Origin of the sequence: Gordonia bronchialis DSM 43247 (assembly GCF_000024785.1) — a bacterium.
Taxonomy (GTDB): Bacteria; Actinomycetota; Actinomycetes; order Mycobacteriales; family Mycobacteriaceae; genus Gordonia; species Gordonia bronchialis.
The window spans coordinates 1,670,725-1,691,025 of sequence record NC_013441.1 but is presented as its reverse complement, the minus strand read 5'-3'; the positions used below and the strand labels follow the sequence as shown (position 1 = coordinate 1,691,025).

16 protein-coding genes, 1 tRNA gene and 2 pseudogenes are annotated in these 20,301 nt (G+C 67.4%); 11 read left to right on the top strand and 8 right to left on the bottom strand.

Annotated elements, in window-relative coordinates:
- Window positions 1–8: 8 nt before the first annotated feature.
- From ilvA to GBRO_RS07945, 3 genes are read right to left on the bottom strand one after another with little or no spacing between them, the layout of a single operon-like run.
- A complete protein-coding gene (ilvA, locus tag GBRO_RS07955; protein WP_012833458.1) occupies window positions 9–1,211 on the bottom strand; it encodes a threonine ammonia-lyase in 1,203 nt (400 codons plus the stop codon).
- Window positions 1,212–1,230: 19 nt separating this feature from the next.
- Entirely contained in the window at window positions 1,231–2,382 is a 1,152-nt protein-coding gene (locus tag GBRO_RS07950; protein WP_012833457.1) for a cystathionine gamma-synthase, read from the bottom strand.
- Between the two features lie 11 nt (window positions 2,383–2,393).
- Entirely contained in the window at window positions 2,394–3,788 is a 1,395-nt protein-coding gene (locus tag GBRO_RS07945; RefSeq protein ID WP_012833456.1) for a cystathionine beta-synthase, read from the bottom strand.
- A 61-nt stretch (window positions 3,789–3,849) separates the two neighbouring features.
- On the opposite strand from GBRO_RS07945, the gene GBRO_RS07940 reads away from it, so the two are divergent.
- Together GBRO_RS07940 and GBRO_RS07935 are read left to right on the top strand one after the other, a co-directional pair.
- Entirely contained in the window at window positions 3,850–4,767 is a 918-nt protein-coding gene (locus GBRO_RS07940; protein ID WP_012833455.1) for an SGNH/GDSL hydrolase family protein, read from the top strand.
- A 67-nt stretch (window positions 4,768–4,834) separates the two neighbouring features.
- Window positions 4,835–6,058, top strand: a complete 1,224-nt coding sequence (locus GBRO_RS07935) for an acetyl-CoA C-acetyltransferase (RefSeq protein ID WP_041920331.1) — start codon at window positions 4,835–4,837, stop codon at window positions 6,056–6,058.
- A 60-nt stretch (window positions 6,059–6,118) separates the two neighbouring features.
- On the opposite strand, the gene GBRO_RS07930 is transcribed toward GBRO_RS07935, so the two are convergent.
- The 3 genes from GBRO_RS07930 to GBRO_RS07920 all read right to left on the bottom strand — a co-directional run bounded on the left by GBRO_RS07930 (window position 6,119) and on the right by GBRO_RS07920 (window position 9,989).
- Window positions 6,119–6,976, bottom strand: a complete 858-nt coding sequence (locus GBRO_RS07930) for a Bax inhibitor-1/YccA family protein (RefSeq protein WP_012833453.1) — start codon at window positions 6,974–6,976, stop codon at window positions 6,119–6,121.
- 93 nt (window positions 6,977–7,069) lie between these two features.
- Window positions 7,070–7,759, bottom strand: a complete 690-nt coding sequence (locus tag GBRO_RS07925; RefSeq protein WP_052298236.1) for a TetR/AcrR family transcriptional regulator — start codon at window positions 7,757–7,759, stop codon at window positions 7,070–7,072.
- Complete coding sequence (locus GBRO_RS07920; RefSeq protein WP_012833451.1) at window positions 7,677–9,989, bottom strand: MMPL family transporter; 2,313 nt, start codon at window positions 9,987–9,989, stop codon at window positions 7,677–7,679. Before GBRO_RS07920 ends, GBRO_RS07925 begins: the two co-directional genes overlap by 83 nt.
- Window positions 9,990–10,113: 124 nt before the next feature.
- Here GBRO_RS07920 and GBRO_RS07915 point away from each other — a divergent pair.
- The 7 genes and pseudogenes from GBRO_RS07915 to GBRO_RS07885 all read left to right on the top strand — a co-directional run bounded on the left by GBRO_RS07915 (window position 10,114) and on the right by GBRO_RS07885 (window position 17,152).
- Window positions 10,114–10,187 (top strand) — tRNA-Leu (locus GBRO_RS07915).
- A gap of 99 nt (window positions 10,188–10,286) precedes the next feature.
- On the top strand, window positions 10,287–11,798 hold the full coding sequence (locus GBRO_RS07910) for an MFS transporter (RefSeq protein WP_012833450.1): 1,512 nt from the start codon (window positions 10,287–10,289) through the stop codon (window positions 11,796–11,798).
- A gap of 62 nt (window positions 11,799–11,860) precedes the next feature.
- On the top strand, window positions 11,861–13,192 hold the full coding sequence (locus GBRO_RS07905; protein WP_012833449.1) for a sodium/glutamate symporter: 1,332 nt from the start codon (window positions 11,861–11,863) through the stop codon (window positions 13,190–13,192).
- Window positions 13,193–13,317: 125 nt separating this feature from the next.
- Window positions 13,318–15,177, top strand: a pseudogene (locus tag GBRO_RS07900) (hypothetical protein).
- Window positions 15,174–15,431 carry a hypothetical protein gene (locus tag GBRO_RS07895; protein WP_012833448.1) on the top strand — a complete coding sequence of 86 codons (258 nt, stop codon included), beginning with the start codon at window positions 15,174–15,176 and terminating at the stop codon, window positions 15,429–15,431. Before GBRO_RS07900 ends, GBRO_RS07895 begins: the two are co-directional and overlap by 4 nt.
- Window positions 15,428–15,844 (top strand): hypothetical protein, encoded by a 417-nt coding sequence (locus GBRO_RS07890; protein WP_012833447.1) that lies wholly within the window; start codon window positions 15,428–15,430, stop codon window positions 15,842–15,844. Before GBRO_RS07895 ends, GBRO_RS07890 begins: the two co-directional genes overlap by 4 nt.
- Window positions 15,845–15,850: 6 nt before the next feature.
- A complete protein-coding gene (locus GBRO_RS07885) occupies window positions 15,851–17,152 on the top strand; it encodes a hypothetical protein (protein ID WP_012833446.1) in 1,302 nt (433 codons plus the stop codon).
- Window positions 17,153–17,154: 2 nt separating this feature from the next.
- Here GBRO_RS07885 and GBRO_RS07880 read toward each other — a convergent pair.
- Window positions 17,155–18,386: pseudogene (locus GBRO_RS07880) on the bottom strand (S1C family serine protease).
- Window positions 18,387–18,477: 91 nt separating this feature from the next.
- Here GBRO_RS07880 and GBRO_RS07875 point away from each other — a divergent pair.
- Entirely contained in the window at window positions 18,478–18,693 is a 216-nt protein-coding gene (locus GBRO_RS07875; protein WP_012833445.1) for a hypothetical protein, read from the top strand.
- A gap of 24 nt (window positions 18,694–18,717) precedes the next feature.
- On the opposite strand, the gene GBRO_RS07870 is transcribed toward GBRO_RS07875, so the two are convergent.
- On the bottom strand, window positions 18,718–19,551 hold the full coding sequence (locus GBRO_RS07870) for an SDR family NAD(P)-dependent oxidoreductase (protein WP_012833444.1): 834 nt from the start codon (window positions 19,549–19,551) through the stop codon (window positions 18,718–18,720).
- A gap of 107 nt (window positions 19,552–19,658) precedes the next feature.
- On the opposite strand from GBRO_RS07870, the gene GBRO_RS07865 reads away from it, so the two are divergent.
- Window positions 19,659–20,300 carry a TetR/AcrR family transcriptional regulator gene (locus tag GBRO_RS07865; protein ID WP_041920330.1) on the top strand — a complete coding sequence of 214 codons (642 nt, stop codon included), beginning with the start codon at window positions 19,659–19,661 and terminating at the stop codon, window positions 20,298–20,300.
- The last annotated feature ends 1 nt before the right edge of the window (window position 20,301 follow it).

Here is a 20,301-nt window from a genome sequence, read left to right as displayed (position 1 = left end):
CGAGGCGATCAGTCGCGGAGGAAACCTGCCTCCGCGAGCATCTCACGCAGCTCACGCTGATGCTCGGGACCTCGCGTCTCGACGCTGACCGTCACCTGCACCTCGTCGAGGTACAGGTCGTCGACGACGCGGGAATGCACCACGTCGAGGACGCTGGCCCCGGCGTCTCGCAGCAACTCGAGCAGCGCGATGAGTCCGCCGGGCCGATCGGAGATGGTGGCGGTGACGGTGAGGTAGCGGCCGGCGGCGGCGAGTCCGTGGGTGCTGACATGCGTCAGCAGCAGCGGATCGATGTTGCCGCCGGAGACCACCACGCAGACCGGTCCGGTCAGGTCGGTGAGTTCGCCGGCCATCATGGCCGCGACCCCGGCCGCCCCGGCAGGCTCGACGACGAGCTTCGCGCGTTCGAGCATGAGCAGCAGCGCGGTGCTCAGCAGATCTTCGGCGACGGTCACCACGTCGTCGACGTAGCTCACGACGTGTTCGAACGGCACCATCCCGGGACGGGCCACGGCGATTCCGTCGGCCATCGTGTTCATGGATTCGGCTGCCACCGGCCGATTTTCGGCGAGCGAACGTGGCCAGGCCGCCGCGGTGGCCGCCTGCACGCCGATCACCCGGACCTCGGGACGACGCTGCTTGATCGCGGTCGCGACACCGGCAAGCAGGCCGCCACCGCCGAGCGGCACGATCACCGCGGAGACGTCGGGCATCTGCTCGAGGATCTCCACCCCGACGGTCGACTGACCGGCGACGATGTCGGGATGATCGAACGGATGAATGAGGACCGCACCGGTCTCCTCGGCGTGACGCTGCGCGGCGATCAGCGCCTCGTCGACCGTCGAACCCTCCAGAACGACTTCGGCGCCATAGGCTTTGGTGGCGACAATCTTCGGCAGCGAGGCGCCGGTGGGCATGTACACCCGCGCCGGTATCCCGAGTTCGCTCGCCGACCACGCCACCCCCTGCGCGTGGTTGCCGGCGCTGGCCGCCACCACCCCGTGGGCCCGCTCGTCGTCGGAGAGCCGGGAGATCCGCAGGTAGGCACCGCGCGGTTTGAACGAGCCGGTGCGTTGCAGGTTCTCGCATTTGAGCCACACCTCGCAGCCGGTCCGTTCGGACAGCACACGCGAGGCCACCATCGGCGTCCGGCGCATCACCGGGGCCAGTGCCTCGGTGGCGGCGTCGATGTCGGTTGGGGTGAGCAACATGCGGCGGGCGGCGCTCCCGTCAGGCGAGTGCGTTGTCCAGGTCGGCGAGGATGTCGTCGATGTCCTCGATACCCACCGAGAGTCGCACCAGGTTCTCCGGGACCTCCAGCAGCGACCCGGCCGTCGAGGCGTGCGTCATCGCGCCCGGATGCTCGATCAGCGACTCGATGCCGCCGAGCGACTCGGCGAGGGTGAACACCTCGGTGCGGGCACAGAACTTCTGCGCCGCATCCATTCCGTCCTTGACCAGCACCGACACCATTCCGCCGAACCGCTTCATCTGCTTGGCCGCGGCGCCGTGCCCGGGATGTGTCGAAAGACCCGGGTAGAGCACGGCGTCGATCTTGTCGTGCCCGCTCAGGAACTCGACGACCTTCTCGGCGTTGTCGCAGTGCCGATCCATCCGCACCGCAAGGGTTTTGATGCCGCGCAGGGTCAGGTATCCGTCGAACGGTCCGGGTACCGCACCGGCCCCGTTCTGCAGGAACGCGAACGCCTCGTCGAGTTCGGTCGAGTCGGTGATCAGCGCACCACCGACCACATCGGAGTGCCCGCCGAGATACTTGGTGGTCGAATGCAGCACCACATCCGCGCCCAGCGACAACGGCTGCTGCAGATACGGGGAAGCGAAGGTGTTGTCCACCACCAGCTTTGCACCCGCATCGTGGGCCACCGAGGCCAGCGCCTCGATGTCACCAACGTTGAGCAGCGGGTTGGTGGGTGTCTCGGTCCAGACCAGCTTGGTCTCCGGCCGGATGGCGGCGCGTACGGCGTCGACGTCGGTGACCGGGGCGACGGAATAGGTGATGCCCCACTGGGTGAAGACCTTGTCGATGAGCCGGAAGGTACCGCCGTAGGCGTCGTTCGGGATGACGAGGTGATCGCCGGGACGCAGCGTCGCACGCAGCAGGGTGTCGGTGGCGGCCATGCCGGAACCGAAGGCGCGCCCGTGGGTTCCGTTCTCCAGTGCGGCGAGGTTGGCCTCGAGCGCACGTCGAGTGGGGTTACCGGTACGCGCGTACTCGAATCCCTGGCGCAGTCCGCCGACACCGTCCTGGGCGAACGTGGAACTCGCGTAGATCGGCACGTTGACCGCACCGGTCTGCGGGTCCGGCTCGTAGCCGGCGTGGATGGCGCGGGTCGAGAAGCCGGTCGAAAAGGCTTGGCTCACAGCTGGTTCTCCTATCCGACGATCGGGTGGCTGCTGACGAAGGCCAGCAGGTCGTGGCGGGTGATCACACCGATGGGTTTGCCGTCCTCGACCACCATCAGCGCATCGGATTCGCCGAGTGCCTTGGTCGCCGCGGACACCGGCTCGCCGGAACCGATCAGCGGGAACGGATCGCCCATGTGCGCCGACACCGGGTCGGCGAGACTGGCGCGGCCCTCGAAGACGGCGCTGAGCAGGTCGCGTTCGGTGACCGCACCGGCCACCTCACCGGCCATCACTGGCGGCTCGGCCCCGACGACGGGCATCTGCGACACGCCGTATTCGCGGAGGATCTCGATGGCATCGCGCAGGGTCTCCGACGGATGGGTGTGCACCAGATCCGGCAGCGCGCCGGTCTTGCCGCGCAACACATCACCCACCAACGACTCCTTGGTCTTGCCGTCGAGCGGGGTGCGCAGGAATCCGTAGCTGCTCATCCACTCGTCGTTGAAGATCTTGGCCATGTACCCACGCCCACCGTCGGGCAGCAGCACCACCACGACGGCGTCGGGTCCCTCACGTTCGGCGACCTGCAGGGCCGCGACGGCGGCCATGCCGCAGGAGCCACCGACAAGCAGTCCCTCCTCGCGGGCGAGGCGTCGGGTCATGTCGAAGGAGTCCGCGTCGCTGACGGCGATGATCTCGTCAGGGATCGACGGGTCATAGGCCTCCGGCCAGAAGTCCTCGCCGACACCCTCGACCAGATACGGGCGACCGGTGCCGCCGGAGTACACCGACCCCTCCGGGTCGACGCCGACAACCTTCACCGCACCGCCCGACACCTCCTTGAGGTAGCGGCCGGTGCCGGTGATGGTGCCGCCGGTGCCGACGCCGGCGACGAAGTGGGTGACCTTGCCGTCGGTGTCGTTCCAGATCTCCGGGCCGGTGGTCTCGTAGTGGCTCTGCGGGCCCGCCGGGTTGGCGTACTGGTTGGGTTTCCAGGCGCCCTCAATCTCGCGGGTCAGCCGGTCGGAGACGTTGTAGTAGCTGTCGGGATGCGACGGTTCGACCGCCGTCGGGCAGACCACCACCTCTGCACCGTAGGCCCGCAGCACGTTGCGTTTGTCCTCGCCGACCTTGTCGGGGCACACGAAGACGCATTTGTATCCGCGTTGCTGTGCGACCAGTGCCAGACCGACACCGGTGTTGCCCGAAGTGGGCTCGACGATGGTGCCACCCGGCTTGAGCTCACCCGACTTCTCGGCCGCGTCGACCATGCGGACGGCGATCCGATCCTTGCTGCTGCCACCCGGATTCAGGTACTCCACCTTGGCGGCCACCAGGCCGGAACCCGGCGTGGTCACGGAGTTCAGCTTGACCAGCGGGGTGTTGCCCACCAGGTCCACGACATGATTGGCGATGCGCATGACTCCATCGTCCCATGCCGTCCGATTACACTGTGGGCCGTGTCCGTCGTGAAGGTTTCTTGTGGCTGACAATCGCGTACTCCGGGACGTCGGCGCCACGGCAGCGGCCGCCGCCACGACCGCCGGCGCATCGTGGGCCTTCTACAACTTCTTGCACTATCAGGCCGCGACCGCGCGCACGATCATCCCGCACCGCACCGACAACGCCCCCGACGGCGACGGTGTCTACCTGCCCGACGGCACCGGTCCGATCCCCTACCGGCGAGACCAGGATCTACCGGTGGATCTGCACCTCACGGTCTTCGGCGACTCGACGGCCGCCGGACTCGGCGCCGAGACCGCCGACGAGACGCCCGGCGTCGCGCTGACCCGTCGGGTCTGCGCGGAGACCGGACACACCGTCCGCTACAGCAACAAGGCCATCGTCGGGGCCACCTCCAAGGGCCTCGCCGGTCAGGTGGAGGCGACGTTCATCGCCAAAGACAAACCGGATGTGGCGGTGATCCTCGTCGGCGCCAACGACGTGACGGCCACCAACCGCCCCGGGGCGTCGGCGCAGCGCCTCGGCGAGGCCGTGCGCATGCTCGTCGACGGCGGGGCCAAGGTGGTGGTGGGCACCTGCCCGGACTTCGGGGTGATCACCGCGATACCGCAACCGCTGCGGTGGGTGTTGCGGCGCTGGGGTTTACGCCTCGCGGCGGCCCAGCGCGCAGCAGTGCGTTCGGCGGGCGGGCGGCCGGTCCCGATGGCCGATCTGCTGGCCAAGGAGTTCCGGGACAAGCCCGATCACCTGTTCTCCACCGATCAGTACCATCCGTCGGCCGCCGGGTACGCGCTGGCCGCCGAGATCCTGCTGCCGGAGGTGCTGGCCGCGATCGGCGAGTGGGGGCCGACGCCGCTGCCGCAGCCGCCGGAGGTGTCCGAGGCCGCCGAACAGACCCGGCTCGTCAACCGGGTGCGGCGCGCGATCGGGGTGTGAGGCGGCCACACTGCGACGACTCAGGCCACCAAGCAGGTGCTTGGTGGCCCCGTGTAGCGTGAAGGCCATGCCTGAAGCCGTCATCGTCGCCCATGCCCGCTCCCCTATCGGCCGCGCCGGAAAGGGATCCCTCAAGGACGTCCGGCCGGACGAACTGTCCCGCCAGATGGTCGCCGCCGCCCTCGCAAAGGTGCCCGAACTGGCACCCTCCGACATCGAGGACATCCACTGGGGCATCGGCCAGCCCGGTGGTCAGGGCGGCTACAACATCGCCCGCGTCATCGCCGTCGAACTCGGCTACGACCACATTCCCGGCGTCACCGTGAACCGCTACTGCTCGTCGTCGCTGCAGACCACCCGGATGGCGCTGCACGCCATCAAGGCCGGTGAGGCCGACGTCCTCATCTCCGGTGGTGTGGAGAGCGTGTCGAGCTTCGGCATCTCCGGCGGCGCCGACGGCGCGCCCGACTCCAAGAACCCCGTCTTCGACGACGCGCAGGCCCGCACCGCCAAGGCCGCCGAGGGCGGTGCCCCGGCGTGGACCGATCCGCGTGAGCAGGGCCTGATCCCCGATGTCTACATCGCGATGGGTCAGACCGCCGAGAACGTGGCGAGTTTTACCGGCATCTCGCGGGAGGATCAGGACCGCTGGAGTGTGCTCAGCCAGAACCGTGCCGAAGAGGCCATCAACGCCGGCTTCTTCGAGCGGGAGATCGACCCGGTCACGCTGCCCGACGGATCGACCGTCAACACCGACGACGGTCCCCGCGCGGGAACCACCTACGAAAAGGTGTCCCAGCTCAAGCCGGTGTTCCGTCCCGACGGCACCGTAACCGCCGGGAACGCCTGCCCACTCAACGACGGCGCGGCCGCGCTGGTCATCATGAGCGACAGCAAGGCCAAGCAGCTCGGCCTGACCCCGCTGGCCCGTGTGGTGGCGACCGCCGCAACCGGACTGTCACCGGAGATCATGGGTCTCGGCCCGATCGAGGCGATCCGCAAGGTCCTGCGCATCTCCGGCATGTCGCTCTCTGACATCGACCTGGTGGAGATCAACGAGGCCTTCGCCGTGCAGGTGCTCGGATCGGCGAACGAACTCGGCATCGATCACGACAAGCTGAACGTCTCCGGCGGTGCCATCGCCCTCGGCCACCCGTTCGGGATGACCGGCGCGCGGATCACCACCACGCTGCTCAACAACCTGCAGACCCGCGACAAGACCTTTGGGATCGAGTCGATGTGTGTCGGCGGTGGCCAGGGTATGGCGATGGTTCTCGAGCGACTGAGCTGAACCAGCAGACCGACGAGAAGGGCCCCGCACCGGTGCGGGGCCCTTCTCGTCGAGTGCTGACTAGTCGGAGTTGAAGTAGCTCAGCAGACGCAGGATCTCGATGTAGAGCCAGACCAGGGTGACGGTCAGGCCGAGAGCCACGCCCCAGGCGGCACGCGACGGCGCACCGGCGCGGATGAGCCGGTCGGCGGCGTCGAAGTCGAGCAGGAAGCTGAACGCGGCGAGCGCGATGCAGACCAGCGAGAAGATGATCGCGATGGGCCCACCGTCGCGCAGGGGGCCGGCGCTACCGCTGAACAGGCCGAACACCAGGTTGCCGAGCATCAGCACGATCACGCCGATCATGCCGGCGAACAGCATGCGGGTGAACCGAGGGGTCACGCGGATGGCGCCGACCTTGTACACCACGAGCATGCCGAAGAACACGCCGAAGGTACCGAGGACCGCCTGGCCGATCAGTGCGCCCGCGCTGATGCTGTCGCCGACCACGAACTCCGCGAAGACGAAGGAGATGGCGCCGAGGAAGAGACCTTCGAATACTGCGTAGGCCAGGACGATCGCGGGGTTGTCCTGCTTACGCCCGAAGGAGGCGACGAGGACGAGGACCAGGCCGACGATCGCGCCGAGCGCCATCAGAGGCATGGCGAGCGCCTCGTTCTGATCGACCAGGAAGTAGGTGACGATCGCCGAGATGGTCAGCACACCCAGGGTGATCGCGGTCTTGGTGACGACGTCATCGATGGTGAGCTGACGGGTGGCCGGCGGCGCCGGCTGGGCGTACGGGTCGGCGGTCTGCTGCCCGAACTGGTTCATCATTGCGCCTTGTCCGGCGCCGGCCATGCCGGCTCCGAAGCCCGCGTACCCGGTCTGGTTGTCACGGACCACGCCGCGCATCACCGGGTTGCTGCTCTCTCGCACGAAACGCTCCTCTTGTGTTCGCTGCGGATATCTGTCGTGTCAACGACGGCACTCCCGCGTGGGTTCCCCACGGACGGCCGTTCCCTGGCGACTTTACCTTCTCTTGACCATCTTGTCGTTCGGCGACCCGAGTGCAGCCCGCCCCAGCCAGACCGAACGCAGCACGTTCTCCGCATGCCGGAGGTCATCGCCCCACGGCAGCCCGGGTTTGGTGAGCATCAGCGATGCGATGCCATGGGCGGCCGCCCAGAACTCGAGGACGATGTCATCGACGTCGTCGGCGGCGAACATGCCTTCCTCGGCCAGTTCACGCACGATGCCGGAGAATCGCGTGTACGCCGACGCGGCGAGCACCTCGTCGACCTTGAGGTGCCTGCCGGAGGTGGGTGGGGTGCGGAAGGCGACGCCGTAGAGGACCGGGTTGGCCTGCGCGAAGCGCACATAGGCCAGGCCCTGACTCAAAGCCCGCTCGAGCGGGTCCCCGACACCGGCAGAGGCAACCGCCATCTGCTCGTCGAGATCTTCGAAGTAGCGGGCGCAGACGGCGTCGAGCAGGGCCGCCTTGTCGGCGAAGTGCAGATAGATCGACGGCGGGGTCACGCCCACTCGCTCGGCCACCGCACGGATGGAGACGTCGGTGTCACTGCCGCGTTCGACGAACAGCTCCGATGCGGCCGCGATGATCTCGGCCGCCAGGATCTCACCGGAGCCGCGGGGAGACCGGGTCCGACGCGGACTTCTCGGCCGCGGTGCGCTCACTCGACACCTCCGATTGACGGTCATGGGGATTGCCGGACGGTTCGCCCTCGCTCAGGCCGATCCGGTCATGCAATCGCCGGAGCGGGGTCGGCGCCCACCAGTTGGCCCGGCCGGCCAGCCGCATGAACGCCGGGACCAGCAACATCCGGATCAGGGTGGCGTCCATGAGGACGGCAAGGGTCAGTCCGACGCCGAACATGCGCATGAAGGACACCTCGGATGCGGCGATCCCGGCGAACACGATGCTCATCAGCAGGGCGGCCGCGGTGATCACGCGCCCGGTCTTGGCCAGGCCGAGCGCGACGGCGTGGTCGCTGGCCTCGCGGGTGCGATCGGATTTCAGCCACTCCTCGCGGATGCGGCCGAGCAGGAACACCTCGTAGTCCATCGACAATCCGAACGCGATGCAGAACATCAGCACCGGCATCGTGGCGACGAGGTAGCCGGTCGCCGTGGTGCCGAGCCCGCCGAGGTGACCGTCCTGGAAGAACCAGACCATCGCGCCGAAGGTCGCCGACAGCGACAAGATGTTGAGCACCAAGGCTTTCAGTGGAAGCACGATGCTGCCGGTGAACAGGAACAGCAGGATGAACGTGGCGATCGCGATCACCGCGAGCACCCACGGCAGATGATCGTAGATCGATTGGACGGTGTCCTGATTGGTGGCCGCGAGACCGGTGATCTGCACCGCGAACCCAGTGGGCACCGCAACGGCCCGCAGGGCGTCGAGTTGCTCCCGCGCAGCGTCGCTCATCGGTTCACGGTCGGTCGTGACGGTGACGATGTGCTTGTCACCCCTGGTGGCCGCGGGATCGCCGGGCCCGATCGGCCGGCCGTCGGCGAAGGTGCCCGCCGATGACGAGGCCGACGCCACGTCGGGGACCGTCGACAGCGCGCGCGTGTAGTCGCCGAGCTGGGCCGCGTCGGTGGAGCCGGACGCGACGATGGTGATGGTGCCGGTGAGGTTGTCCTCGAAGTCGTCGCGGATCTCCTGCTGGATCGCGTGTGCGCTGGCACCGGGCGGCAGCACCCGGTCATCGGGGAAGCCGAAGTTGATGGACAGGAACGGAGCACCCAGCACGAGCAGGAAGGCGGTGGTGACCGCGGCCACCGGCACCGCGTGTCGCAACACCCACTGCACGGCGCGATACCACCAGGTCTCCTCGGTGGTCTTCGGGACCGGTGTGGGCCGACGGAACAACCGCCGCAACGGTTTACGGACGTCGGCGGCGTCGATGCGATCACCGAGGACCATCAGGATGGCCGGGGTGAGCACCAGTGCGGACACCGCCGCGACCGCCACCACGCCGAGTCCCGCATAGGCGAACGACCGCAGGAAGTACATGGGGAAGATCGCCAGTGCGCAGAGGGCGAGCGCGACCGTCACCGCCGAGAACGCGACCGTTCGCCCGGCCGTCGACAGGGTCACCACGATGGCGTCCGGGCGTTCTCGTCCGCCCGCCACCTCCTCGCGGTAGCGGGTGAGCAACAGCAGCGTGTAGTCGATGGCCAGGGCGAGCCCCATCGCGGTGGTCAGGTTGAGCGCGAAGATCGACACGTCGGTGAAGGCCGCGATGAGCCGTAGCAGGGCGAAGGTCGCGACGATCGCGACGATGCCGATCACCACCGGGAGCGCCGCGGCGATGGCACCGCCGAAGACCACGATCAGCACCAGGAAACTGATCGGGATGGCGATTCCCTCGGCCACCGCCAGGTCACGCGTCGTCTGATCGTTGACCTGCTCGAAGACCATCCCCTGTCCGCCCACGCGAACCGAGATCCCTTGTCGCTCACCGGTGAAACGGGATTCGATCTCCTTCGCATGCGCCGGCGCGAGCTCTTCGCCGCCGTCGAGGGTCGCGATGATCAGCGCCGACGACCCATCGCGGCTGACCAGCGCCGAGCGCAGCGTCGGGCTCGTCCACACCGACAGGATCGGTTGCTGCAAATAGTCGAGTTGGTCGAGTTCACGGATCAATTCGGTCCCGACCGCCCGCGCAGTCGCGTCCTGCGCCATGTCCATGCCGGGTGGACCGTCGAGTTTGAGCACCACCTGCACGCCACCGCGCTCGAAGGTGTCATCGAGGACCTGTTGTGCCTGCGCCGATTCCGAGTTCGGGTCGCTATATCCGCCGGACAGCAGATGCTGCGCGGCCCCGAACCCGTACACCCCACACAGCGCGAGCAACACCACCGCGCCGATCAGCACGCGCCTCGGCACGGCTATGACGAACCTCGTCATTCGGACCAACATCAGAACTCCCCCGCGAGTCGTCAGACAGTTATCACCGTTAAGTTATCCGCCGTAAGTTAGCGGGGTCAATGACCTTCGACCGGTTGGACGACACCCGCCGGCGTCGTGCCATGCTGTAGCGCGAGCCCCCATAGCCCAATTGGCAGAGGCAGCCGACTTAAAATCGGTCCAGTGTCGGTTCGAGTCCGACTGGGGGCACTGCCACGATCGGGCAATTGCGACATCGAAAGTCGCAGGCATAAAGCCTATTTCGTATCCGTTGGCAACGGGGTAAACATGATGAGAGTGAGCCCCGACATGTCTGCACCCGTTCCACCGCCATCGTCGCAACCCGATCCGCGACGGTGGAAGGCGCTCGTCTTCATCTGTCTGGCGCAGTTGATGGTGGTGCTCGACGGCACCGTGGTCAACATCGCGTTGCCCGACGCCAAGATCGACCTCGGTATCAGCACCGCGAACCAGCAATGGGTCATCACCGCCTATGCGCTCGCCTTCGGCGGTCTGCTGCTCGCCGGTGGTCGCATCGCTGACCTGTGGGGACGTCGTCGTGCCCTGATCACCGGTCTCATCGGATTCGCCGTCGCCTCGGCGCTCGGCGGTGCGGCGGTCAACGAGGCAATGCTGTTCGGCGCGCGGGCTTTGCAGGGCGCCTTCGGCGCGCTGCTGGCCCCGTCGGCGCTGTCCCTGCTGACCGTCATGTTCACCGCCCCCAAGGAACGCGCCCGCGCCTTCGGCATCTTCGGCGCCATCGCGGGCGGCGGCGCGGCCATCGGCCTGCTGCTCGGTGGCCTGCTCACCCAGACCCTGGACTGGCGTTGGACGATGTACATCAACGTCGTCTTCGCAGCCATCGCGTTGTTCGGTGCGATCGTGGAGATCAAGGAGCCACCGCGCGCACACGACCACACTCCCCGACTCGACATTCCCGGCGTCATCCTCGGCGGTAGCGGACTGGCGCTGGTGGTGTACGGATTCAGCCGGGCGGCCGAGGAGGGCTGGGGTGACACGGGCACCATCACCTGCCTGATCGCGGCCGTGGTGTTGCTGGTGGTGTTCGTCGCCTGGCAGGCCCGCAGTCCGCATCCGCTGCTGCCGTTGCGGGTGGTGGCCGACCGCGCACGCGGCGGTGCGTACCTCAGCGTCGGGCTGTCCGTGATCGCGATGTTCGGCTCATTCCTGTACCTCACCCTGTACATGCAAGTGGTCCACCACTATTCGCCGCTGAGCGCCGGCGTCGCCTTTCTGCCGATGGTCTTCGGCATGCTGATCGGCTCCACCCAGATCGCGGCCCGCCTCATCACCCGGGTGCCGCCCCGATTCCTGCTGGTGCCCGGCGCACTGCTGGGCTCCGCGGGCATGTTGCTGCTCAGTCAGATCTCCGCAGAATCCACCCGCTACTGGAGTGTGATGTTCCCCGCGCTGCTCCTGCTCGGCGCCGGGATGGGCACGGTATTCATGACGTCGATCAATCTCGCCACCTACGGGGTCCAGCCCCGCGACGCCGGCGTCGCGTCGGCGATGGTCAACACCTCTCAGCAGGTCGGCGGAGCGATCGGGACAGCGCTACTCAACACCATCGCCGCGAACGCTGCGGCCGCCTACATCACCGATCATCACACCGCGATCCGCGGCCCGGCCGATGCGATGGCGTTGCAGATGGACGCGATGGTGCACGGTGAGAGCACCGGCTTCTACGTCGCCGCCGCGATTCTGGCCGGCGTCGCACTGATGGCCGGGCTTCTGATCAACGTCCGTACACCCATCGGCGGGGCACCCGAAACCCAGGGGGTCCCCGCGGCGCAGGCGTAGCCGTCGATACCATTCCCCGCATACCGCAAGGACTCACCGACGCGCAGAACGTCGGCCTGTCCGTGGTGATCCTGGGCGTGATGTTGCTCGTCGCGTGGGTGATCCGGGCTCATGTTCCGTTTCTGCGGGCGCTGTTCATCCCGGCAAGCGTGATCGCCGGATTCCTGGTGCTTCTCCTCGGCCCACAGGTGCTCGGCGAAGTCACCGGAACCGACGGACTGTTCCCCGAGTCCGTCGTCGAGATCTGGCGCGTGATCCCGGGCCTGATGATCAACGTCGTCTTCGGCGCCATCATGATCGGCAAGACCCTGCCCAAGCCGGCACAGCTCTGGCGTGCCGCCGCGCCCCACGCGCTGTTCGGTGCCTTCCTGTCCTTCGGCCAGTTCGCCCTCGGTGGCCTCGCCGTGCTGCTGATACTCGGCCCGTTCTTCGACGTTCCCGCGAAAGCGGGTGCGCTGTTGGAGATGTCGTTCGCCGGTGGCCACGGCACCATCGCCGGGATGGGGCAGGTGTTCGACGATCAAGGGGTCGGCGAACTCGTCGACGTGGGTCTGGGACTTGCGACGATCAGCATGGTGACCGGCGTCGTCGTGGGCTCGGCTCTCGTCCGGTGGGCGGTGCGCAATCCGCGAATTACGGTGAAACGCAACGAACCTCTGCAACCCGAGGAACGCTACGACGTCGATGACGTCCACGTCGTGCCGGCCGATCGTAAGCCCGCTGCCGACAACGGGATTCATCCCACGACCGTCGCGTTCGCCTTGATCGGCACTGCGATCCTGCTGTCCGTCGGAATCCTGTGGGCGGCTCGCGCGGTGGTTTCCGCACTCGGCAGTGACATCCTGGACAAGATGCCGCTGTTCCCCGTCGCCGTCATCGGCGGGTTCATCGTGCAGTGGCTGGTGGGCCGGACCGGTCAGGCACATCGAGTGGACAAGCGTGCCGTGGAGGGGATTTCGTCGGTCGCCCTCGACATCCTGCTGGTGTGTGCGATCGGCACCATGTCCCTGGCCACAATCGGCTCCAACGTGCCCGCGATGATCGTCTTCACCGTGGTGGGCGTCGGCTGGAGCGTGGTATGCCTGCTCACCGTCGGCCGGCGCTTCCATCGCGACGACTGGTTCGAGCACTCGATCGCCGATTTCGGCCAATCTCAGGGCAATGTGGCCACCGGTTTCGTGCTCGCCGACATGGTCGATCCGCAGCGGCGCACCGCCACGGCCGACGCCTACGGTTACAAGCAACTGCCGTACGAACCGTTCCTGGGCGGCGGTCTGTTGACCGCACTCGCCGTGCCGATCATCGTCGAGATCGGACTGCCGTGGTTCACGGTGGTCAGCGTGCTGGCAACCGTGGCCTTCGGGTTCTGGGGAATGCTCCGTAGGCAACCCTGACAACGACTATTGACACAATAGGGACAGACCGGGCATTGTGACCAGGTGGACAGTGCCGTGATGCACCCTGGGCTATCCTCGCCGCCGACGAGGGAGGTGGTGCCGCACTCGACCAGGTCCTCCTGATGACCGCCATTGCCGGCGTCATCTCCGCGGGCCTGGGCCTGATCGCCTACCTTCATCGAACCCGGCGGATCACCTGGCTGCAGACCTTCGCCGAGTTCGCCGGCCGCCTGTTCCGGCGCCCGCCCTGGGTGGCGCTGCCGAGCCTGCTGTTCACCACCACGATCATCACCGCGATGTTCGGGTTCATCTAGGACGTCAGCCTGCACATCGGCCGCGGCCGCGACTCCGGGCCGCTGGCCAACCCGGCCCACTACTTCATCCTGTTCGGCCTGTTCTTCCTGTTCATCGGTGGCGTGCTGGCGATGATCCTGCCGCGTGAGGAACCGGGCACCCCGCCGGGGTCGCAGTCCGGTCGCGTCCCGGTGAAGATCACCCGTACCTGGTATGCCCCCACCGGCGGCATCCTCATCGCCACCGCCGGCCTCTACGCGCTGATCGGCTTCCCGCTCGACGACATCTGGCATCGCATCTTCGGCCAGGACGTCACCCTGTGGGGTCCGACGCATCTGATGCTCATCGGTGGCGCCGGCCTGTCGTTGCTGGCGATCATCATCCTCGACTGGGAGGGCGCCGCCGCGCCGAGACTCCATCGCGACGACGCCGGTGACCTCGTGGGCGAGGACGGGCGCCCACCGGGCCGCGGCAGCTTCATGGTGTGGTTCGGCCGCGCGATGATGGCTGCCGGTCTCGTCATCGGCATGTCGGTCTATCAGGTCGAATTCGACTTCGGCGTACAGTAATTCCGCGCCGTCTTCCATCCGACGCTGATGCTGGCGGCCGGCGCCTTTGCCCTCGTCGTGGGGCGGCTGCTCGCCGGACGTGGCGCCGCGGTGTTCGCGGTCCTGGCCGCGGCGATCATCCGCGAGGTCATCGCGTGGATCGTCTGGGTTCCGGCCGAGGCGCCGTTCAGCATCTTCCCGCTCTACCTCGGCATCGCGATCATCGTCGAGGTACTGGCCTTCACCCCACTCCTGCAGCGCCGCTTGCTGTTCGGAGCGGTCGCCGGACTGCTCGCCGGAACGCTCGGCTTCTTCCTCGAACGGATCTGGGTGAACGCCGTGTTCCCGATCGGCTGGAACACCGGCTTCACCGTCGAGGCATTGCTGATGGCGGTGCCGGCGGCCACCATCTCCGGGCTCGTGGCCGCGCTGTTCGTGGTGGCGGTCCGCGGCGAGCCGCTACCGCGACCGGCGATCCGGCGCAGCATCATGGTGGTCTTCGTGGCCGTGGCGGCGATCGTCACCGCCAACGGATTGACCTATCACACACCGGATCTCACCGCCACATTCACCGTCGCCGACGCCGCCGCGGACGACGGCAACACGATGCGTACGGCGACAATCGAATTGAGCCGCGAGATCCCCGACGACGCCGAGTGGGTGCAGCTCATGGCATGGCAGGGCGGCGAGAGCGAACTGCGTGGATTGCACATCGACACCCTGCGCAAGGTGGGCCCCACCACCTACGAGACCACCGAACCGTTCCCGGTGGGCGGCAGTTGGAAAACGTTGCTGCGGGTGCAGAACGGCAAGGAGATGGGAGCGGTGCCGGTGTACCTGCCCGCCGATCCCGGCATCGGGGCCACCGAGGTGATCGCGCAGCCCGGCACCGCCTACCCGTTCGAGCAGGAGCTGTCGATCCTGCAGCGTGAACGCAAGGCCGACGCGTCGGCGCTCGCCTTCGGGATGGCTTCGCTGGTGGTGCTCGCCTGCACGCTCGCATTCATCTGGTTGCTGTGCTGGGGTGCGGTACGCGTCAATGCCGCCCGCCGTGAACAGCTCGCCGAGGTCGACGCCACCCCGGGCGCCGCGCCGGCGCCACGAGCACCCGAGCGACCCACCACCGGAACGTCCCGGTGAGATCGGCTGCACCGCACACGATCTATCTGGCCGACCACTCGGTCCTCCTCGCCATCCCGGCGCTGCTTCCGGTGGCCGTCATCGTCGTCGTCATCCTGGTGATCGTGATCCGCGATCGCCGGGCCGAGGCCCTCGAGAACGCGATGGCCCACGAGGCGCTCGAAGACACAGACCCGGACACGGCACACCCCGACACGACCGAGAACCCGGACCCGACAAACACATCCGACGACAACACCGAAGGAGACCGATGAACACCCGGCTGCGACCCCTGATCGGTGCGGTGGCGATCCTGAGCGCGCTCGGCGTCGGCGTCACCGCCTGCGGCAGCGACTCCGACGCGCCTGCGACCAGCAGCTCGGCGCAGACCGCCGTGAGCATCAGCTCCCCCCAGGACGACGCGACCACCGTCGACATCACCATCGCCGACGGCGCCGTCACCCCGCGTAACGCCCGCATCGAGGCGACCGTCGGCAAACCGGTCGTCCTGTACGTCACCTCCGACACCGCCGACGAGCTGCATGTCCACTCCACTCCCGAGCATTCCTTCGAGGTGTCCGCGGGCGCACAACGGCAGCGCTTCGAGTTCACCGTCGCGGTGCCCGGGTCGGTCGCCATCGAACTCCATGAGGCCGACGTCACCGTGGCCACCCTGCAGGTGCGCTGAGTTCCGATGCTTCTCGCCCACGGTATCGGCGGATCAACCGATCTGCCGATCCCGTTCACCTATGCACTCATCGGCGGCGCGTGGGCGCTGACCCTGTCGTTCGTCATCACGATCGTGGTGTGGAAGACGCCGCGCCTGCAGCCCGACCGCGTGGCGCGTCGGCTGCCGGCGCCGGTGGCCGCGCTCTCCGACGACTCCCGTATCCGCGGTGTGCTGCGGCTGCTCGCGGTGGCGCTGGTCGTCTGGGTGGGACTCGCCGCCTTCGCGGTATCGGCGGAGGCCGGCCGCAATCCCCTGCCCGGATTCCTCTACGTCCTGGTGTGGGTCGGTCTGGTGCCCGCCTCACTGTTGCTCGGACCGTTCTGGCGGGTGCTGTCACCGTGGCGGACGGTGCACCGCGTGCTCTTTCGAGACCGGCCGGCGCCACTGACGCTGCCCCGCTGGGTCGGCGTGTGGCCCGGAGCGCTGGGGCTGTTCGCCTTCGCCTGGCTCGAACTCGCCTGCAGCAGCAACGGTGAGGTGTGGGCAGTGCGCACCTGGTTGCTGGCTTATGTGGCCGTCGTGTTGATCGGTTCGGCGATCTTCGGCCGGGACTGGTGTGCCGCGGCGGACCCGTTCGAGGTGTACAGCTCGCTGGTGTCGAATCTCGCGATCGTCGGCCGCGGCCGCGACGGCGCCCTGGCCTGGCGTAATCCGCTGGATTCGCTGGGTGGACTGGTGCCGGTGCCGGGGATCGTCGCCGTGGTCGCCGTACTCCTCGGATCGACGGCGTTCGACAGCTTCAACGCGTTCCCGAATTGGGCCCGTTTCGTCGAGGACAGCGGCGCACCACAGACCTGGCGAACCATCGGATTGCTCTGTGCCGTCGGCATTGTGGCGACCACCTACTGGGTATCGACGCAGATGGTGGGCGGGGTCACCAGGGAGCAACGACGCGCATTACCCGGTCGGCTGGTGCATTCGATCGTGCCGATCATCGTCGGATACATCTTCGCCCACTACTTCTCCTATCTCGTGGAGAAGGGACAGGCCACGCTGATCCTGCTGGCCGATCCCGCCGATCTGGGCTGGAATGTCCTCGGCATCTCCGACCTGAGCGTCTCCTACGTACTGTCCGAACACCAGGGGGTGCTGGCAACATCGAAGATGTTGTTCGTGCTCTGCGGACACGTCCTCGGAGTGATTGCGGCACATGACCGTTCACTGCGCATTCTACCCAAGGGACATCAGCTGTCCGGACAGCTCGGGCTGATCGTGGTGATGGTCGCCTACACCTTCGGCGGACTGTACCTGCTCTTCGGCGGGTGAGGTCAGGGGACGAGACCGCCGAACGGGGACCGCGTGATCACGGTCTGCTGCTTGTCCACCGCGGACCCGAGTGTGACCTGAACCGTTCTGGTCTGTCCACCCGAGGATACGGTGACCGGCACCGTCTGACCCGGTGCGCGGGTGAGGATCTGGGCCATCAGGTCGGCGTAGTTGCCGATCATCGCGTCCCCCACCTTGGTGACGACGTCACCCGCCTTGATGCCTGCGGCATCGGCCGCGCCACCGGACTCCACGGAGGTGAGGCGCGCACCGGCCACGCCGTTGTCGTTCTGCGCCTCCAGCGAACCGGACACGCCGAGAACGGGTTTCGTCGCATGACCGTCGGCGAGCAGCTCATTGGCCACCCGACGGGCGGTGTCGATGGGGATGGCGAATCCCAGACCATAGGCCTGGACACCACCGGTGGACCCCTGCCCGGTGTCCACGGCCGAATTGACGCCGATGACCTGACCGGACAGATTCACCAGTGGCCCACCGGAATTTCCCGGGTTGATCGGCGTATCGGTCTGCAAACCGTTGTAGACGGCGACCTCGCCGCCACCGTCCTGGCTGCCGGCGGTCACCGTTCGCGACAAGGCCGAGATGATGCCCGAGGTGACGGTATTGGACAGGTTCTCCGGTGACCCCACCGCGACCACCTGCTCGCCGACCTTGAGTCCGGACGACTGCCCCAGCGTGGCCGGCGTCAGTCCGGAGGCGTTGGCCAGCTTCACGATCGCGAGATCATAGGAGGGTGAGGTCCCGGTGACGGCACCCGCGTAGGTCTTGCCGTCGGAGGTGGTGACCTGGATCTGGCTGCCATCGGACGCCCGGAAACCACGTGATTGTTGGTGAGCACATAGCCGTCCGGCGACAACACGATCCCGCTGCCGACAGCGGTGCCCTGCGAGGTGGCCACCCGGATGTCGGCGGTGAACTTGGATGCCACCTGTGCGGCGTAGGTCGTCGAGCCGGGCTGCAGATCGGCGGCGCTGGTGGCATTCGGTTGCGCGATGAGCGCGGGCACGGCGGTTCGGTTCGGTGCCGCCTGATCGATCAGCAGGCTGCCACCGAGTCCCACCCCGCCACCGATCAGACCGGCGATGACCGCCGCGGCCACCACGGGACCGGCGAGACGACGGGGCGGCTGTGGCGGCGGTTGCGGCTGTGGCTGTGGCGGCGGCGGGGTGTCATAGCCGTGGGGGTTCCAGTTCTCGGTGTTCACGGCGTCCAAGGTCGTCCGGGCTGCTGAGAACAGTCCAAGAGCAGTCGGGCCAATGTCCTGGGAATTGGGCCAGAACCAACCCACATGATGTACTCACGTCATGACCAACGGCGCCCCGCTCGCACTCGCCGAGACCTCCCCGGCACTGTTGACGCTCGGGATCTCGCTCTACTCCGCGGTGATCCTGATCTGCATCGGGGTCGGCATCAACGCTGCCCGCCACGGCCGCCGCCGGCTGACCATCGTGATGGCGGTTATCGTCGGCGTGCTGACCGTCGTCGGAGTGGTGCTGGCCATTCTGTCCAGCGTGCACTGACGCTCCGGTCTGCTCGAGCCCCCGTCACGCCGGGTGCCGCTGCCGCTGCTGGTCGACGAAGCGCCGCGCCATCCTCCCCATCAGGCCGGGTGCGAGGCGACTGAAGCGCCAGGCCATCCGCGCCTGCACCGGGACGACCAGTAGCGCGCGGTCGCGTTCGATGGCCGCCAGCGCGTCGCGGGCAAACCGGTCCGGATCATAGGCAGTCGAAACCCCTTGTCCAGAAAGGAAATAGTCGCGTCCGACGAAACCGCCGATGCCGCCCTTGTCCAGGATCGGTGTCTCCACCGCGGCCGGACACAGCGCCGTCACGCCCACGCCGTAACCGGCGGCTTCGGAGCGTAACGCCAGCGAGAGCCCGACGACGGCGTGCTTGGTCATCACGTAACTCGTGATGAGACCGGCGGCGGTCAGCCCACCCATCGACGCGGTGTTGACGATGTGCCCGGAGCGCTGCCGCACCATGTGCGGGTAGGCCGCCGTCACACCGTGCACGACGCCCCGGATGTTGACGTCGATGATGGCGTTCCACTGGTCGCGACTCAGTTCCTCGGTGGGACCACCCCAGAAGATGCCGGCGTTGTTGACCATCAGGTCGATGCGGCCGTCGCGGGCCACCACGTCCTCGACGACGCGGGTCACCGCGTCCGCATCGGTGACATCGAGCGTCACCGGACGGATCCGGTCGTTGCCCGTAGCGACCCGTTCGGCTGCCGACGCGTCGATGTCGGCGCAGGTCACGTCGACGCCCGCGGCCGCAAGAGCGCGGGTGAGCGCCGCCCCGATCCCCGAACCGCCACCCGTCACGATCGCATTGCGGCCGGCGAAGACGTTCGGCCGCGTCGTTGAGTTCCCCATCACGGGAGTCGACCTTGTCACCACGACCGCCACAGTGTGACCACTCTCGCATTTTTGCATCCGACTGCAAACTTGCAGACGTGTGCAACTTGTCTACCGTGGAACCCGTGACTGCGACCAGCCTGCGCGAGACCAAGAAGGCGGCCACCCGTCTCGCACTCGCCCGGGCAGTCCTGCGGATGGCGACCCGTGACGGCATCGACGGTGTCACCATCGACGCGGTGGCAGCCGAGGCCGGGGTCTCGGTGCGCACCTTCCACAACTACTTCAGCGGGAAAGAAGACGCACTCGTCTACTTCGCGACAGCCCTCTTCGACTCCATCGTGGAGCGGATCGAATCACGTCCTGTCGACGAATCCTTCTGGCAGTCCGTCCGTTTCGCCCTCGTCGATGTCGCCACCGCGACCCCGGACCTCGGCGAACCGGCCGAGTTCGCCACGTTGCTGCGGCTGCTCGATTCCGAACCCCTGATGACCGCACGCTCGCGACACGTTGATCTGATCGGACAGATCGAGCAGCGCGTGGCCGCCCTGATCGTCGACCGCGGCCACAGCACCAGCGCGCTGTATCCACACCTGGTGCTGCACGGCGCCATCGCCGCCGCCCGCACCGCCCTCGAGTTCCTGGTCACCCGCACCGACCCGAACGCCATCACCGACCGCGCCACCGTGCGCGACACCCTCAATGCATCGCTGGACCAGATCGAATCCGGTCTGGCCCAACCCATTCCCCGATTGAAGGAGCAGTAGA

What these genes read in the sequence shown, in the direction of transcription:
- ilvA (WP_012833458.1), bottom strand. Translation starts at nt 1,211, where the DNA reads ATGTTGCTCACCCCAACCGACATCGACGCCGCCACCGAGGCACTGGCC.
- GBRO_RS07945 (WP_012833456.1), bottom strand. Translation starts at nt 3,788, where the DNA reads ATGCGCATCGCCAATCATGTCGTGGACCTGGTGGGCAACACCCCGCTG.
- GBRO_RS07935 (WP_041920331.1), top strand. Translation starts at nt 4,835, where the DNA reads ATGCCTGAAGCCGTCATCGTCGCCCATGCCCGCTCCCCTATCGGCCGC.
- GBRO_RS07925 (WP_052298236.1), bottom strand. Translation starts at nt 7,759, where the DNA reads ATGACCGTCAATCGGAGGTGTCGAGTGAGCGCACCGCGGCCGAGAAGT.
- GBRO_RS07920 (WP_012833451.1), bottom strand. Translation starts at nt 9,989, where the DNA reads ATGTTGGTCCGAATGACGAGGTTCGTCATAGCCGTGCCGAGGCGCGTG.
- GBRO_RS07910 (WP_012833450.1), top strand. Translation starts at nt 10,287, where the DNA reads ATGTCTGCACCCGTTCCACCGCCATCGTCGCAACCCGATCCGCGACGG.
- GBRO_RS07890 (WP_012833447.1), top strand. Translation starts at nt 15,428, where the DNA reads ATGAACACCCGGCTGCGACCCCTGATCGGTGCGGTGGCGATCCTGAGC.
- GBRO_RS07885 (WP_012833446.1), top strand. Translation starts at nt 15,851, where the DNA reads ATGCTTCTCGCCCACGGTATCGGCGGATCAACCGATCTGCCGATCCCG.
- GBRO_RS07875 (WP_012833445.1), top strand. Translation starts at nt 18,478, where the DNA reads ATGACCAACGGCGCCCCGCTCGCACTCGCCGAGACCTCCCCGGCACTG.
- GBRO_RS07870 (WP_012833444.1), bottom strand. Translation starts at nt 19,551, where the DNA reads ATGGGGAACTCAACGACGCGGCCGAACGTCTTCGCCGGCCGCAATGCG.